This window comes from Catenovulum sp. SX2, from assembly GCF_052056295.1.
Lineage (GTDB): Bacteria > Pseudomonadota > Gammaproteobacteria > Enterobacterales > Alteromonadaceae > Catenovulum.
In genome coordinates this window covers 913,781-930,797 of the sequence record NZ_CP182493.1, presented here as the reverse complement: position 1 = coordinate 930,797, position 17,017 = coordinate 913,781, and the positions used below count along the sequence as shown (strand labels likewise).

At 40.8% G+C, this 17,017-nt stretch carries 10 protein-coding genes; 5 read left to right on the top strand and 5 right to left on the bottom strand.

Annotated features, from left to right (window positions below; all coding sequences use genetic code 11):
- Window positions 1-71: 71 nt before the first annotated feature.
- The gene (locus ACMZOO_RS03855) at window positions 72-1,019 is read left to right on the top strand and encodes a TIGR03899 family protein (RefSeq protein ID WP_440905473.1); all 948 of its coding nucleotides are present in this window, start codon (window positions 72-74) and stop codon (window positions 1,017-1,019) included.
- A 1,482-nt stretch (window positions 1,020-2,501) separates the two neighbouring features.
- On the opposite strand, the gene cysG is transcribed toward ACMZOO_RS03855, so the two are convergent.
- The 5 genes from cysG to ACMZOO_RS03830 form a co-directional block, all read right to left on the bottom strand.
- Window positions 2,502-3,923 carry a siroheme synthase CysG gene (gene cysG, locus ACMZOO_RS03850; RefSeq protein WP_440905472.1) on the bottom strand — a complete coding sequence of 474 codons (1,422 nt, stop codon included), beginning with the start codon at window positions 3,921-3,923 and terminating at the stop codon, window positions 2,502-2,504.
- Window positions 3,924-4,040: 117 nt separating this feature from the next.
- Entirely contained in the window at window positions 4,041-4,787 is a 747-nt protein-coding gene (locus ACMZOO_RS03845) for a phosphoadenylyl-sulfate reductase (protein WP_440905471.1), read from the bottom strand.
- Window positions 4,774-6,477, bottom strand: coding sequence for an assimilatory sulfite reductase (NADPH) hemoprotein subunit (gene cysI, locus ACMZOO_RS03840; RefSeq protein ID WP_440905470.1), 1,704 nt, complete (start codon window positions 6,475-6,477; stop codon window positions 4,774-4,776). The genes ACMZOO_RS03845 and cysI overlap by 14 nt, the downstream gene beginning before the upstream one ends.
- A complete protein-coding gene (locus ACMZOO_RS03835; protein WP_440905469.1) occupies window positions 6,477-8,273 on the bottom strand; it encodes an assimilatory sulfite reductase (NADPH) flavoprotein subunit in 1,797 nt (598 codons plus the stop codon). Before ACMZOO_RS03835 ends, cysI begins: the two co-directional genes overlap by 1 nt.
- Window positions 8,274-8,394: 121 nt before the next feature.
- Entirely contained in the window at window positions 8,395-11,229 is a 2,835-nt protein-coding gene (locus tag ACMZOO_RS03830) for a response regulator (RefSeq protein WP_440905468.1), read from the bottom strand.
- A gap of 33 nt (window positions 11,230-11,262) precedes the next feature.
- Here ACMZOO_RS03830 and ACMZOO_RS03825 point away from each other — a divergent pair, with 33 nt between their 5' ends.
- The 4 genes from ACMZOO_RS03825 to gcvP all read left to right on the top strand — a co-directional run bounded on the left by ACMZOO_RS03825 (window position 11,263) and on the right by gcvP (window position 17,015).
- Window positions 11,263-12,213 carry a hypothetical protein gene (locus tag ACMZOO_RS03825; protein ID WP_440905467.1) on the top strand — a complete coding sequence of 317 codons (951 nt, stop codon included), beginning with the start codon at window positions 11,263-11,265 and terminating at the stop codon, window positions 12,211-12,213.
- A 78-nt stretch (window positions 12,214-12,291) separates the two neighbouring features.
- Window positions 12,292-13,374, top strand: a complete 1,083-nt coding sequence (gene gcvT / locus ACMZOO_RS03820; protein WP_440905466.1) for a glycine cleavage system aminomethyltransferase GcvT — start codon at window positions 12,292-12,294, stop codon at window positions 13,372-13,374.
- A 29-nt stretch (window positions 13,375-13,403) separates the two neighbouring features.
- On the top strand, window positions 13,404-13,793 hold the full coding sequence (gcvH, locus tag ACMZOO_RS03815) for a glycine cleavage system protein GcvH (protein ID WP_016955360.1): 390 nt from the start codon (window positions 13,404-13,406) through the stop codon (window positions 13,791-13,793).
- A gap of 330 nt (window positions 13,794-14,123) precedes the next feature.
- Entirely contained in the window at window positions 14,124-17,015 is a 2,892-nt protein-coding gene (gene gcvP / locus ACMZOO_RS03810; RefSeq protein WP_440905465.1) for an aminomethyl-transferring glycine dehydrogenase, read from the top strand.
- Window positions 17,016-17,017: the final 2 nt, after the last annotated feature.

The window sequence follows — 17,017 nt, the reverse complement described above, 5'->3', positions numbered from 1 at the left end:
TATACAACTGGATTAAGTATAGCCTAATATAGACATGTCGCTCATAACTATAAAAATAATCTTAAACTTTTATGAAAACTTCAGGCCTATCAGCCAATTTGCCGCCATCGTTACAAAAAGAGGTTGTGCAGTTAGCTGACCAGAAACAGCAATCTAAACCTACAGCTGCCGATAGAGCTGCAACCGTTAGCGCGCACTCACAAGGCAGAGCGCAGGCAAAAGTGACTTTAGATCAACAAACTGCAAGTTTTCGTTTAGCCCAAATTGCCCACAAATATGGAATTACCAGCCAAGTTAAAGGTCAACTTTCGTTAGAGCAAAGAGCGAGTCGTCGTGAACGTTTAGATGCAGCACGTAAGCAGCAAAATCTCGAAATGATTATGCAGCAAGCGTTAAGTTATGTTGATGACAAAGTGCCGAATGAGGATATTGACCCTGATTGGCTGCATCAGTTTTTTGAAATGGCTGAAAGCATTTTTTCTACGCCGATGCAAAAACTCTGGGGCAAAATTCTTGCCATGCAGACTCTACGACCCGGGAGTTTTTCGCTGCGTGCATTGTCTACTTTAAAACAAATGACCCACAGAGACGCACTTATTTTTCAAGCTGCGTGTAATGTGACGCTGAGAGATAAAAATGAATACGGCGGGCGGATTTTTAGCGGCTTTTATGTGTTGCCAACTTGGTTTGATTTGTTCAAAAAAGACCATGGTTTTGCCATTAACTTATCTAAATGTGGATTAAATTATCCTGACTTGCTTACTTTGTTTGATTTGAATTTGTTATATGCCAGCGAAATTGAAACTACTGAGCTGAAAAAAGGCCAGTTAATTGAAATGGAAATTGGCAGTGGCAAAATTCAGCTGCAGGTGACTAAAAGTGGGTATGTGTTAACTTATTATAAGCTCACGCAAATTGGTAATGAGTTGGCGCGTTTGATTCCCGCTGAGTTAAATATGAATTATTTGGAGCAATTCGCTGCTGTGTTAGAGCCTGCAATTCATGTGAATATGAAGTAGGTTTTGTATTTGAGGCGTTTTTAGAAAAACATGTTTCAGTTGGGCTTTGTGCTCTCTTGGTTTACAGCGCTTCTTCGATTGTGGCAGGGAAGGTCATGTTGGCAGCGATATTTTTCGCAAAATTGCTGCAAGGCCATCCGTGGCCCGCTCTCAAACGGTATCCCTACCGATTGGAAGTTTTGCGAAAAACACCCGCTACCACCATTCCTTACATCGTTATCGCTGGTCTTTCTAAGACGCAATAAAAATGCCCGATAAAAGTCTAACTGAATGCTGATTTTCTAAAACTTCAAACGTCCGGGACGACGTTTGGGAGCTTCCACGGATGGATTCACAGCGATTTTAGAAAATTATGCTTCAGCTGGACTTGGTTGCTTTATATTAACAGCGCTTCTTTGTTCTTGGCAGGGAAGGTCATGTTGGTAGCGATCTTTTTCGCAAATCGCTGCTAGGCCAGTGCAATATAGGGAAATCACTAGACCATAACTATCGCAAAAACGCTGTTCTGGATTAAAGTAAATCCTGAGTAGATTATTCGTCCCTGAAGGGCAGGCCCTGTCGCCGTCCTTGGCTCCACCTCGTCAGACTGCGAAGCGGTGCTTCGGTTCTGATTCGCCCCTGAAATAGAGATTTTGCTCTAAGTTATTGTTCTAGCACTTTCCTAAATTTTTATCGCTGTTATTGATTCGACAAGCGATAAAAATGCCCGATAAAAGTCTAACTGAATGCTGATTTTCTAAAACTTCAAACGTCCGGGACGACGTTTGGGAGCTTCCACGGATGGATTCACAGCGATTTTAGAAAATTATGCTTCAGCTGGGCTTGGGTGTAACTTACATCCAGCGCTTCTTTGATTGTGGCTGAGAAGGTCAAAGGCAAATGGAGTATTCCTCGCAAAATCGCTTTGAACTCGTCCGTGAGCCGCTCGCACAAAAAATCCCTTTTTTGTGAAGTTTTGCTCGAAACACATCCATTCACCTTTTCGGCATTTTCGTTGCTGTTATTTGTTCGACAAGAGACACAAATGCTCGATAAAAGTCTAGCTGAATGCTGATTTTCTAAAACTTCAAACGTCCGGGACGACGTTTGGGAGCTTCCACGGATGGATTCACAGCGATTTTAGAAAATTATGCTTCAGCTGGGCTTGGGTGTAACTTACATCCAGCGCTTCTTTGATTGTGGCTGAGAAGGTCAAAGGCAAATGGAGTATTCCTCGCAAAATCGCTTTGAACTCGTCCGTGAGCCGCTCGCACAAAAAATCCCTTTTTTGTGAAGTTTTGCTCGAAACACATCCATTCACCTTTTCGGCATTTTCGTTGCTGTTATTTGTTCGACAAGAGACACAAATGCTCGATAAAAGTCTAGATGAATGCTGATTTTCTAAAACTTCAAACGTCTGGGACGACGTTTGGGAGCTTCCATGGATGGATTCACAGCGATTTTAGAAAATTATGCTTCAGCTGGACTTTTGTGCTCTACGCGCTACTTCTCAGCCAAATAATTCTTAAATGCCCCAGCGTTTTCTTGCCTATCAGGGGTAAACCAATCTAGTGAGTTATGTAATTTAACTACTTGGCCGATTATTAATAGCGCTGGTGAGCCGATATTATGTTGCTGCTGCAATTTCCCTAACTCACTTAAAATGCCAGTCACCACACGTTGATGTTGGGTTGTGCCATTTTCAACAATAGCCACCGGCATATCCGCTGCCATGCCATGCTTAATTAAGTTTTCTTGCACTTGCTGCGCTTTACTTAAGCCCATGTAAATACACAAAGTATGATAAGGGTGGATGAGTGACTGCCAATCAGGCTCGTCACCCGCTTTACTGTTTTGTCCAGTTACAAAAGTGACTTTACGTGCATAGTCTCTATGGGTCAGTGGAATGCCTGCATAACTTGAACAGCCTGCGGCAGCGGTTACTGCTGGAATCACTTGGAAAGGAATTTGCTCTTCAACTAAAGTTTCTAACTCTTCACCACCACGGCCAAAAATGAACGGATCGCCACCTTTTAAGCGGCAAACTTTTTTACCTTGTTTAGCTAAATCTACCAATATCTGATTAATTTCTTGTTGTTGTTTTATATGCAAACTTTTTTGTTTGCCAACACAAATAAACTCAGCGTCTTTTCGTGCTAGGTTAACAATGTCTTCTGAAACCAGTCGGTCATACACAACAACGTCAGCAAGTTGTAACTTTTGTAGTGCTTTAATGGTGATAAGCTCAGGATCGCCAGGGCCAGCGCCAACCAACCAAACTTCACCTTGCTCATGGGTATCGTCTAATAAATTATCGACTAAGCTGGTTTTTTCGCTGTCGGCCATTTGCTCAAAACGCGACATGATTGAGCTTGAGAAAAACTTTTCCCAAAACAAACGGCGCAAATCAATCGTTGGTAATTTGCTTTTAATTTTGCCGCGAATAGAGCCTGCATATTGGGCAATGCCAGATAAAGATTGTGGTAACGCGGTTTCTATCATGGCGCGGATGCGTCTTGCTAAAACTGGGCTCATTCCTGCAGATGAAATAGCAATCACAATAGGCGAACGGTCAACAATAGATGGTGTGGTGTAACGGCATAAATCCGGTTGGTCGACTGTATTAACTAAAATATTATGCGCTTCGCAATATTCGAAAATTTGTTTATTAACTTGGTTGTCATCGGTAGCGGCAACTACTAAACGTTTGCCTGCAATGCTGTCTGCTTGCCAGTTTTGTTGTAGCCAATCAATCTGATTCTCTTGCGCTAGCGTTTTTATATCGTCATTTACTTCAGGGGAGATCACACAAATTTGTGCTTTGGCTTTTAATAATGCGCTGATTTTTCGATAAGCCACTTCGCCACCACCAACAACAGCACAGGGGAAATTAGCCATATTTAAAAAGATTGGAAACTGTTCCATAACAAGCCTTAACAACTAAAAATGTCTAGAGATATCTTTGCTAAGTTTAACGCAAAAGCAGGGAAGGGGTTTAATAAATACAGGGATATAACAATAAAAAGGTAAAGCGAGTAGCGGTTAAATACCGCTACCACCTTCGTGCAGACCACACTCACGTTTTAAACCAAAGAAGCGAGTTTCTTCTTCAGTCATACCCAATTCTAATGGGCGCGAGGTATGCCAATCACCAACAGATACATAACCTTGATCCCATAATGGATGGTATGGCAAGTTATGCTCTTTCAAATAGTAATGTACGTCTTTGTTGGTCCAATCAATAATTGGCTGAACTTTATAACGGCCACCACTAATTTGTAATACAGGCAAGTTTGCTCGGCTGCTGGCTTGGTCGCGGCGTAAACCTGTGTACCAAACTTTTGCTTGCAACTCTTGCATTGCTTGTTTCATCGGATCAACTTTATTGATCTGATTATACTTTTCGATGCCTTCGACACCTTGCTCCCACAATTTACCCCAGCGTTGTTCTTGCCAAGCCGGGCTCCATGGTGAGCGAAAAACTTTTAAGTTTAAATCTAAGCGTTCGGTTAGCTGGTCAATAAACTCATAAGTTTCTGGAAATAAATAGCCAGTGTCAGTTAATACCACAGGAATTTGTGGAATTGCTGAGTTGACTAAATTGAGCATAACAGCTGCTTGGATACCAAAACTCGATGAAAGAATTTGTGGTCCTGGCAAATGTTTAGCTGCCCATTCTACTCTTTGCTGAGGCGTCAGTTGTTCAAGTTCAGCGTTAACTTCAGTTAACGCTGCAACTTGTTCTGATTTGTCTGCTTCAAGTAGCTTTACAAAATCAATTTGTGGCATGAAACTCTCGACCGTCATATACAGGTTTAACTAAACCAATTCGTACAACATAGTCACCAAAGCGTTCGTATTGTTCTCTTTCTTTGCTATAGCGCGCTAGGATAGTATCCATCTCAGCTAAAATTTCTTCTTCGCCGATGTTTTCGCGATACATTTGATTTAAGCGTGTACCTTTACCGTCAGCACCTAAATACATGTTGTATTTACCTGGGCCTTTACCAACAAAAGCAACTTCTGCTAAGAAAGGACGACCACAGCCGTTCGGACAACCAGTCATACGTGTTACGATTTCTTGATCGCCTACACCGTGTTTTTGCGCTAATACGTCAAATTTTTCAATTAAACGTGGTAAATAACGCTCTGATTCAGCCATAGCTAACGCACAAGTTGGTAATGCAACACAAGCGATACTATTAAGCATAATTGGTGAATGTTCAGTACCTAATAAACCGTACTCTTTACACATTTCTTCAATTTGTGCTTTGTCTGCTGCTGCAACGTTGGCAATCATAATGTTTTGGTTAGCTGTCATGCGGTATTCACCTTTGTGAACTTTAGCAATTTCGCGTAAACCAGTTTTGATTGTACGACGCTCGTCATCAACAATACGGCCAGCTTCTAAGAAAAGTGTTAGGTGCCAGTTGCCGTTCATATCTTCTACCCAACCAAAACGATCGCCTTGGCTAGTGAATTCATAATCACGCGCAGCTTCAAACTTTTTACCAGCATGTTTTTCAGTGGCTTCACGGAATGCATCTACACCCATGTCATCAACTGTGTACTTAGTACGTGCGCGTTTACGGTCGTAACGGTTACCATTGTCACGTTGAGTCATCATCACAGCTTGAGCAAAATCAAGTGTGTCTTCTAACTTACAGAAACCTAATACACGGGTTAATTGAGGATAAGTGTTCACGTCACCATGGGTAGAACCTAAACCACCACCAGCACACACGTTAAAACCAGCTAAGCCGCCTTTACCGTCTTCAATGGCGATAAAGCTTAAATCGTTGGCGCTGATGTCAACGTCGTTGTACGGAGGTACAGCAACGGCAATTTTAAATTTACGTGGTAAATAAGTTTTACCGTAAACAGGCTCTTGCTCAACGTCTGCTGGCGTTTCTAATTTTTCTTCATCTAACCATAACTCAAAGTATGCACGAGTTTTTGGCAATAAATGCTCAGAAATTTTTACTGACCATTCGTGCACTTCTTTTTGCAACTGAGTTTGAATTGGGTTAGTGGTTGCCATAACGTTACGGTTAACGTCACCACAAGCTGCAATTGAATCTAATTTAACTTGGTACAAACCTTTAATTAACGGTTTTAAGTTACGTTTTAAAATACCGTGGTATTGGAAAGTTTGACGCGTCGTTAAACGAATTGAGTTGTAATCAGTCAATTCTTCAGCAATTTGGTCTATTTGTAACCACTGTGGCATATCAATTACACCACCAGGGATACGTGCACGTAACATAAATGTATGTTTCGGCTCTAATTTTTGTTGCTTACGCTCGTTACGAATATCACGGTCGTCTTGCATGTAGAAACCGTGGAACTTAGTTAACTGAGTATCGTCGTCAGCAACAGCACCTGTTACTTGGTTGGCTACGCTTTCTTCTAACGTGCCACGCAAGTAGTTGCTGTTAATTTTTAAATATTCGTTGGCTGCTAATTTCTTGTCGCTCATTAGTAAACATCTCTCTGGTAACGTTTGTTTTTGCGTAATTCACTAACATAGTTTTCAGCTTCTTCACGGCTCTTGCCACCTTGCTGTTCAACTATGCTTACTAATGCTTCGTGTACGTCTTTCGCCATACGATTAGCATCACCACACACATAGAAATACGCGCCTTTTTCTAACCAAGCCCATAGCTCCGCAGCTTTTTCTAACATACGATCTTGTACATAGATTTTTTCTGCTTGGTCACGAGAGAAAGCTAAATCAATTTTAGTTAATACACCGTCTTTTAGATAACTTTGCCATTCAATTTGGTACAAGAAATCTTCAGTGAAAGTTGGGTTACCAAAGAATAACCAAGTTTCGTTTTCACGCTCGTTTGCATCAATTTCTTGCACAAATGCACGGAAAGGGGCGATACCTGTACCTGGGCCAACCATGATCACAGGTGAGTTATCTTCTGGTAAACGGAAGTGGCTGTGTTCAACAAATACGTCTACTTCACCGCCTTCTTCTAAACGCTCAGCTAAGAAGCCAGAAGCGCCACCAAAGTGCTCTTCACCAAATGCATCGTAACGTACAACACCAACAGTTAAGTGTACTTCTTCTTCAACTTCAGCTTGGCTAGAAGCGATAGAGTACAAACGTGGTGTTAAACGGCGCAAACAACTCACCAATTGCTCGGCAGAAATTTTTGCTGCATGTTCACGAATGATGTCGATAATTTGGCGAACATCAATATATTCACGTAATGCTTGGCGATCTTCTGCTAATTTTGCAAGTTCAGCATTAGCTGTAACTTCAGCATATTTGCTAACAAAACCAGGATGGCTCAAAGTTAATTCGTAGTTGCGAATTAATGCATCACGCACTGCAACTTGCTCACCATCAATTTCGATAGTAGCAGCTGCATCTAAGCTTAATTTTTCAATGATTTCGTCAACGTTCTTTTCGTCGTTGCGGAACCATATACCTAAAGAATCACCCGGCTGATAAGTTAAACCTGAACCTTCTAAAGAAATCTCGAAGTGGCGGATATCTTTAACAGAATCACGACCAGTAATTTTCTGGTTGGTTTCTAAAGTTGCAGTGAAAGGATTCTTTTTATTGTATGCAGAAGCACTTGCTGCTGGCGTAGCGGCCGCAGAAACTGTTACTTGCGCAACACCTGCTTGCATGTCTTTCGCCATAGCGGCAACAGCACGCTCAATCCAACCGGCAGCTGGCTCTTCGTATTCAACGTCACAATCAACTCTTGGCTCAATTGCAGTTGCGCCTAATTTAGCGAAACGCTCGTCGAAATCTTTACCGGTTTGGCAGAAAAATTCGTATGAAGAATCACCTAGCGCTAATACTGAATATTTAACACCATCTAATTTAGGTGCTTTTTTACCTGCTAAGAAAGCGTGGAATTCAATTGCGTCATCTGGTGGATCACCTTCACCTTGCGTACAAGAGGTGATTAATACGTGCGTCTCAGATTTTAATTCTTTGGCTTTGTAATCGCCCATAGAAACACAGCGTACTTTTAAGCCTGCTGCTTCAGCGGCTGCCGCTGCTTGTTGTGCAACACCTTTTGCGTTACCGGTTTGTGAACCATACAAAACGGTTAAAGTAGGTAGCTCAGCAGGCGCTGCTGGTGCACCAGCTGCTGGCAATGAACCCGCGCCAGCTTGTGCTAAGCCGTATAAGTAGCCGCTTACCCAAGAAAGTTGGTTAGCAGACATACCTGCGGTAATTTTATTTAACTGAGTTAATTGCTCAGCTGCCAAAGGGCTTGTAAGTTCTGTGTTTTGCGAAGACATATTCCCAAAAATCCGTGACTTGATTTAGCGTTATAGCTTAGATGGGATATTGATAACTGGAAAGAATAAATATTAATTTTTTATTCCATCCAGATATATACCAATTCTATTACGCTATTAGTTAATTAGGCTTGTTTTGAGGGATTGCGGACAATCCAGACGCGACATTATCCATTTCATTGGACAATTTTTCCAGTTGTTCTTCAACATTTACTATCACACCTTTTTTAAGTTGCGATTCTATGTTGTTGGCTAACTGGCGAAGGTAGGGCACTCCAGAGTAACAAGTAGACCCATGAAACTTGTGAATAACGTTGAGTAATGCGGCTTGATCATTGTTAGCTAGCGCAGTATTTATATCTTGTTTTACCCCATCAAAGGTAGATATCAGCATAGTTAACATTTCAACTGCGGTTTTATGATTATTGGCGGCTTTTTCAAGTGCTAGTGACCAATCAATGCCATGTTTAATCACTGAATGACTGCGTTTGTGTTTTTGTTGTTCGGCAAAATCAGCAGCACCTATCACCCATTTAGCCACCAATTGATTAAATTTATCCATATCAATTGGTTTAGCTAGGTAATCGTCCATACCGTTTTTCAGTAAGTTTTCGCGCTCTTCTTTAAACGCATGCGCAGTAAAAGCAATAATTGGCGTAGAGCGGTTAAGTTTACCTTGGCGAATGCGCGCTGTGGTTTGCACACCGTCCATTTCTGGCATTTGCACATCCATTAAAATAATGTCGAATTCATCTTGTTCGGCTATTTCACAGGCTGATTTACCGGAAGTGGTTGTGGTTAATTCAACACGACCATTACGTAAAATTGCCGACAGCAGTTTTAAATTCGTTTCGTTATCGTCCACAGCGAGCATTTTGATTTTTGAGCCAGACTGAATGACATCTTGATTTAGCGTATCTAAACTTTCATCGGCTAACCAAGTTAATCTATCGTATTTTTTCCAAGCATTTTCGAGTTTAGACAAAGTGAAAGGTTTTTCAGTCACAGGCCAGTCACCGAGCATTTTTTTGTGTTCTTCCGGCAGTGAGCTATAAAGTGGCACTGACAGTACAATCAAAGCATTACATTGTTGTTTAGCCGCAAATGCTGCCTGTAAAGGCAATAGCTCAAGCGATTCTTCGTCAGAATCACTGGCAATTACTATTAAGTCGTAGTTTTCAACTTGACGAACTTGGCTTTCCCATTCTTCGGTTTCTGAATAAATATCTGCTGCTATACCCAATTGCTGGAATAATTGGCGATAAGCCGTATAGGTTACTGAATGTGGGTCTAACACCAAGGCTTTATGCAATTTTTGCATTTTATCTATAGTGCTTGGTTTAGACGTGGTAATTGGTAGCTGCAAGGTAAAAGTAGAGCCTTTGCCTAAGGTACTATCTATATTCAACTTACCATTCATTTTGCTGACTAAACCGTGAGTAATAGCTAAGCCTAAACCTGTGCCACCGTATTTTCTGGTGGTACTCGCATCTGCTTGATGGAAGGCTTTAAATAGTTTGCTTTGTTTGTCTTTACTAATGCCTATGCCTGAGTCTTGTACTTCAACCGTCAGTAGGTGTTGACTTTCAGACACAGATTCAATTTTTAACCGTAAAATCACAAAGCCTTTTGGCGTGAATTTTATTGCGTTGGACAATAGGTTGGTCAGAATTTGTTTAAATCTATGTTGGTCACCTATGGCTGCAATTGGCAGTGCATCAGATTCAACTGAGAAGACTAAACCTTTAGTAAAGGCATCACGCGACATGAGTTTAGTCACATCTTCAACTGTTTGCATTAAGTTAAATGCTGAATGATCTAACTCAATTTTACCAGCCTCAATTTTCGAGAAATCGAGTACGTCATTCACAATGGCAATTAGATTGTCAGCGGATGCGTTAATTGTTGTGACATAATCTTTGTATGGTTCTTCTAACTGGGCTTTTTCTAATTCTTTGGTAAAACCAACAATAGCATTTAGTGGCGTACGTACTTCATGACTCATAGTCGCTAAAAATTGCGATTTCACTTTACTCGCTTCTAGCGCCTCTTTACGTGCAATATCTAACTCAGCGTTTTTCTCTTCAACTAATAAGAGGTTTTGTTGTAAGTCGCGTGTTGCGTCTTCAATTTCTGATTCTAACTTGGCTTGATGGTGCTGCAACTGTGCAGCCATAACGTTTATACCATCTTTTAAATCGTTAAATTCGTATTGTACTGGGATATCCAACCTGAATTTTAAATCACCACTACCAATACGTTTTACCGCTTGCACAAAAGCTTGCACAGGGCGGATCACTCGGTTAACCAAAGCTATCATTAATATGGCGGTTAAAATGGCAGCAATGCCAATCAGTACAAATAAGTTTAAGTTAGTGATAAATCTTTGATAGGTTTCGGCGGATAAATCTAGTACCAATACAATATGGCCAATTGGTTGTTGTGTTTGTTGACTTGACTGCCACTGAGCTGTTTGATTAAAACTACTGTCGAAGGCGAAAATAGGTGAGTTAACAATTAGCTTTTGGCTGTTAGGTCTAGCTAACTGAGTGCCAAGGTTGCTGCTAGTGTGGTAACTAAAATCCAATTGGGTGTAGTTAGATGCAACAAACAACTCGCCAGTATCGTCGTAAATTAGAATATTCGAAATGGGTAACGAAGAGGTTGCATTAATATCACGCAGCTTACTTTGCAAACCTACTTTATTTAGACTAATTAAGTTATATTCGCTGGCATAAGCAATTGAATCGACCAGATTAACCGCTTGTTCTTCAATTAATTTGTCGCGCTCTACACTGGTGGCGTGCACAATATAACCACATATACCTATGGTCATAAGTATGCTAGGAATAATTGCAAAAAATATGGCGTTAAAAAGAATACTGGGTTTGAACATGCGAATTCTAAAGGTTAATCTGATGCCAATTCGGTTAACTATAACGTTAAATTTACCCAAAACGGAATACCTATTTGTGAGTAAAGTGCCATTATGCGGTTAAAAAACTTTAAATTACTCTTGTGTTGGAGTTGTTTAGGGTTAATTACGTTAACCACTAAACTAGTGGCTCAGCCTATAGAGTTGACCGTCGGTTTTTATTTTCCCCCTTATCAATTTTCTAAAGCGCAGTTTCAATATACACAAACATTATTGGCACCTGAGATAGAATTAGTGCCTTTTTATGCAAGCCCAGATAGCCAGCACAGCATGTTGGTGACAGGTTACGACAACGCCTATCATTTAGTTACGCATGTCGAAAATGCACATTTGCTGCAAGCTGTTGTATTAGGGGTTAATCAAAAACAAGGTGAAAAATTAGAGCTATTGCGTTGTCAAACTAAACAAAGTTGCCAAGCTTGGGTTTATATTAACGAAACTGCCTCATACCAGCGCTTACGCCTATTAGCACAAACAGCCTTTGCTGATTACAAGTTAGTGACAGCAACAAACAATAAAAAATTAATAAGCCATTTGGCACATGAATGGCCTGAACTTCATGTGGTAAGCAATGAAGGCAAAAATACTAAAACTTTTGAACTTGTTAAGAAAGCCAGTGTATTGGGTGATGTGTATGTATTACTACCTGACGATGAGTTAGATGATGCGGCAACTGGCCGAGTTACTTTACAATATTTATTTCAGCAAAAAGTAATTACCATGGGCTTTTCATCTGGCAGTTATAATGCTGGAGCTATGATTGCTAGTTATGCTGATTACCCAAATATGTTGTTAACGGCAAAACTAAAATTGCTATCGCCAACTACAACTGAACAAACAGTGTTTTTAAGTGCCTGTTACCAAGATTATTATATGAATGAACCACTTATGAGCCGGATATATGGTGAGCAACTTAACAATGTTGTCAATTCAGATACCTTATATTTATTGGCTGACGAATTAAATTATCAATGTTTTAAAAAGCACAAAGAAAATACAGATTAAAACTAGGTTTGTTAAAACAACTCGGTTATAATTCGCCGCCTAAATTTTGACCCCCACAAAACTGGTTTACAACTCGTTATGACACTCAAAACTGTACTACATGCAAAACACTTAGAAGCTGGCGCGAAAATGGTCGATTTTCACGGCTGGGAAATGCCAATTCGTTATGGTTCACAAATTGAAGAACATCAAGTAGTGCGTGAAAAAGCAGGTATGTTTGATGTGTCACATATGACAGTGGTTGACGCTAAAGGCGCACAAGCTCAAGCCTTTTTACAAAAGTTATTAGCTAATGATGTAGCTAAATTAACAGTAAAAGGCAAAGCCTTATATTCAGGCATGTTAAATGAGCAAGGTGGGGTGATTGACGATTTAATTGTTTATTATTTCAGCGAAACTGATTATCGTTTGGTTGTAAACTCAGCCACACGTGAAAAAGATTTAGCTTGGTTAAACAAAGTTGCGGCAGATTTTGAAGTAACTTTAACTGAACGTGCTGAGCTTGCAATGATTGCAGTGCAAGGCCCAGAAGCGGTTTCAATTGTTGGCGGTTTATTAACTGAAGCCCAGCAGCAAGCTGTTGCTGGAATGAAGCCATTTTTTGGTGTGCAAGCGGACGATTTATTTATCGCCACCACTGGTTACACAGGCGAAGCAGGTTACGAAATTTTATTAGCCAACGAACAAGCTCCAGATTTTTGGCAAAAATTAATCGACGCTGGTGTTGTACCTTGTGGTTTAGGTGCACGTGATACCTTACGTTTAGAAGCTGGCATGAATTTATATGGCCAAGACATGGACGAAAATATCTCGCCACTAGCGGCAAATATGGGCTGGACAATTGCATGGCAACCAGAAGCGCGTGACTTTGTGGGTCGCCAAGCATTAACAGAATACAAAAATAACCAAACTGAAAAATTAGTCGGTTTGGTTATGTTAGACAAAGGTGTACTTCGTGCTGGCAGCAAAATTCGCTGCGAAGCAGGTGAAGGCATAATTACCAGTGGTACATTTTCTCCAACTTTAGGCCACAGCATTGCATTTGCACGTGTACCTGTTGCAACAGGTGATGAAGTTGAAGTTGAAATGCGCAAAAAGTGGGTTACAGTGAAAGTAGTTAAACCTGCGTTTGTTCGCAACGGTAAGTCTTTGTTGAGCTAATTTTAAAATTTTTACAGAGGAATATTTTAATGAGCAAAATCCTTCCAGAATTAAAATACACTGACAGCCACGAGTGGGTACGTGACGAAGGCAATGGCATAGTGACTATTGGTATTTCTGATCACGCACAAGACTTATTAGGCGACTTAGTTCACGTTGATTTACCAGACGTTGGCGCTGGTTTTACTGCAGGTGACGAAATTGCAGTAGTTGAGTCTGTAAAAGCGGCTTCTGACGTATATGCTCCAATTGCTGGTGAAGTTATTGAAGTGAACGAAGAATTAGAAGATTCACCTGAGCTTGTAAACACTGACCCATACAATGACGGTTGGTTGTTTAAATTAAAAGTTGAAGACGAAGGTGAATTAGATTCGTTGTTAGATGCTGAAGGTTACGAGCAAGCATTAGACGACGAATAAAATCAATTTGTGCTCAGCATTACGTATAAAAGCTGAGTTTAAATTGTAAAAAATTTGAATTTATAACCTCGAGTTTATACTCGGGGTTTTTTATTTTTAGTTCAGTGGATTAAATGAGTGTCGCTGGTTGGATAAAGCTTGCAACACCAATGTTGATTAAGCCACAGAGCACTGGCATCAGCTAAGCCAACGTTACACAACAGGGATGTTGTGTTAGAGCGTTCCAAGGATGGATTTAAAGCGTTTGGCGTGATGATGGCGGTGCTCTGGGGCGTGAACACTGAACAAAGCATAAATTAGCAAACTAATTTGATTTAGGAATCCCGATTCATGAGCGAACCTGTATCTTTATCGCAATTAGAAAATAGAGATGATTTTATTCAACGCCATATAGGCCCAGATGTTGCCGAGCAGCAACACATGTTAGCCACAATTGGTGCAACGTCATTGGACGACTTAATCAAACAAACTGTTCCTTCGAACATTTTGATTAACGAGCAAATGGCGTTAGGTGAAGCTCAAACCGAAGTAGAAGTTTTAAGCTGGTTAAAACAAATTGCTTCGCAGAATCAGGTAAACAAATCATATATTGGTTTAGGTTACTATCCAACGCATACACCAAACGTAATTTTACGTAACGTGTTAGAAAATCCAGGTTGGTACACAGCTTATACGCCGTATCAACCAGAAGTGGCGCAAGGCCGTTTACAAAGCTTGTTAAACTACCAACAAATGGTTATCGACTTAACTGGTTTAGAAATTGCCAATGCATCTTTATTAGATGAAGGCACAGCAGCAGCCGAAGCAATGGCGTTTGCAAAACGTACCAGTAAAAACAAAAAGTCGAACCTATTTTTTATAGCAGATGACGTACACCCACAAACCATTAATGTTGTGGTAACACGCGCTGAATTATTTGGTTTTGAAGTTGAAATTGCCCCAGCTGAAAAAGTATTAGAATTAGATGTATTTGGTGCATTATTCCAATATCCAAATACCTATGGTGACATCAACCCAATTGAAAAATTGATTGCGCATGTTGCAGACAACAAAGGTATTACTACTGTTGTTACCGATTTATTAGCATTAACTCAATTAAAAACACCAGGTGAATTGGGTGCAGATGTTGCGGTAGGTAGTGCGCAGCGTTTTGGTGTACCTATGTGTTACGGTGGTCCACACGCAGCATTTTTTGCAACGCGCGATAGCTTAAAGCGTTCATTGCCGGGTCGCATTATTGGTGTTTCTAAAGACAGCAAAGGCAAACTTGCTTTACGTATGGCGTTGCAAACGCGTGAGCAACATATCCGCCGTGAAAAAGCCAACTCAAACATTTGTACTGCGCAAGTATTGTTAGCCAATATGGCAGCGTTTTATGCTGTTTACCATGGGCCAAAAGGCTTAGATACAATTGCTAAACGTGTTGAGCGTTTAACTTCAATTTTTGTTGAAGGTTTAAAACACAAAGGCATTGAAGTTAAAAACAGAAACTTCTTTGACACTGTGGCCATTGCGACAGACAGCAAAGCTCAAATTGTTGCGCGTGCTGAGCAAAAAGGCGTTAATTTACGTGTTGATTTAGACGGTGTCGTAGCGGTTAGTTTTGATGAAACTAAAACAGCTAACGACGTAGCTGAGCTATTTGATATCGTATTAGGCGAAGGCCATGGTTTAGATATTAAAGCGCTAGACACAGTAATCGCTACCCAACAAAAATCTGGCATTCCTGCAGAGTACAAACGTACCAGCGAGTTTTTAACCCATCCAGTATTCAATACGCACCACTCAGAAACTGAAATGTTGCGTTATATTAAATCTTTAGAAAATAAAGATTTAGCCTTAAATCATTCAATGATTTCATTGGGCTCTTGTACCATGAAATTAAACGCAACCGCAGAGATGATCCCAGTAACTTGGCCTGAATTTGCCAACATGCACCCATTTGCGCCAATTGAGCAAGCGCAAGGTTATCAGCGCATGATCCGCCAATTGAACGATTGGTTAATCGAAATTACTGGTTACGACGCAATAAGCATGCAACCGAACTCAGGTGCACAAGGTGAATACGCAGGTTTATTGGCTATTCGTAAATATCACGAAAGCCGAGGTGACAGCCACAGAAACATCTGTTTAATTCCATCATCTGCGCACGGTACTAACCCAGCATCTGCACAAATGGCTGGTATGAAAGTTGTGGTAACAGCTTGTGATGCAAAAGGTAATGTTGATTTAGACGACTTACGCAAAAAAGCAGCAGAAGTTGCAGACAATTTATCGTGCATAATGATCACCTACCCATCAACCCATGGTGTATACGAACAGACCATTCGTGAAATTTGCGACATAGTACATGGCCACGGCGGTCAAGTGTATATGGATGGCGCAAACATGAATGCACAGGTTGGTGTAACATCGCCTGGTTTTATTGGCTCAGATGTATCGCACTTAAACTTGCATAAAACATTCTGTATTCCACACGGTGGTGGCGGTCCAGGTATGGGACCAATTGGTGTTAAATCACATTTAGCACCGTTTTTACCAAACCACCCAGTTGTACAAATTGATGAATTAGACAAAGCCAATGGTGCAGTTTCAGCCGCGCCATGGGGCAGTGCAGGTATATTGCCAATTTCTTGGGTATACATTGCATTAATGGGTGCTCAAGGTTTACGTAAAGCAACTCAAGTGGCCATTTTAAGCGCGAACTATATTGCAAAACGTTTAGCCGAACATTACCCAATTTTGTACACAGGGCAAAACGACCGCGTGGCGCACGAATGTATTATTGATATTCGCCCGTTAAAAGCGAGCTCAGGTGTAACTGAAATGGACGTAGCAAAACGTTTAATTGACTATGGTTTCCATGCGCCAACTATGAGCTTTCCAGTTGCGGGTACATTAATGGTAGAGCCAACTGAATCTGAACCACTATGTGAAGTAGACAGATTTATTGAAGCTATGATCGCCATTAAAAACGAAATAGACCAAGTTGAAAAAGGCGTATGGCCATTAGAAGACAACCCACTTGGCAATGCACCACATACCATGAGCGACTTAAGCCAAGCTGAATGGAACCACCCATACAGTCGCGAACTAGCCGTATTCCCAACTGCACAAGCCCGTGAAAACAAATTCTGGCCAACAGTAAACCGTATAGATGATGTATACGGCGACCGTAACTTGATTTGTAGCTGTCCGACTACGGAGAGTTATGCAGAGTAAAT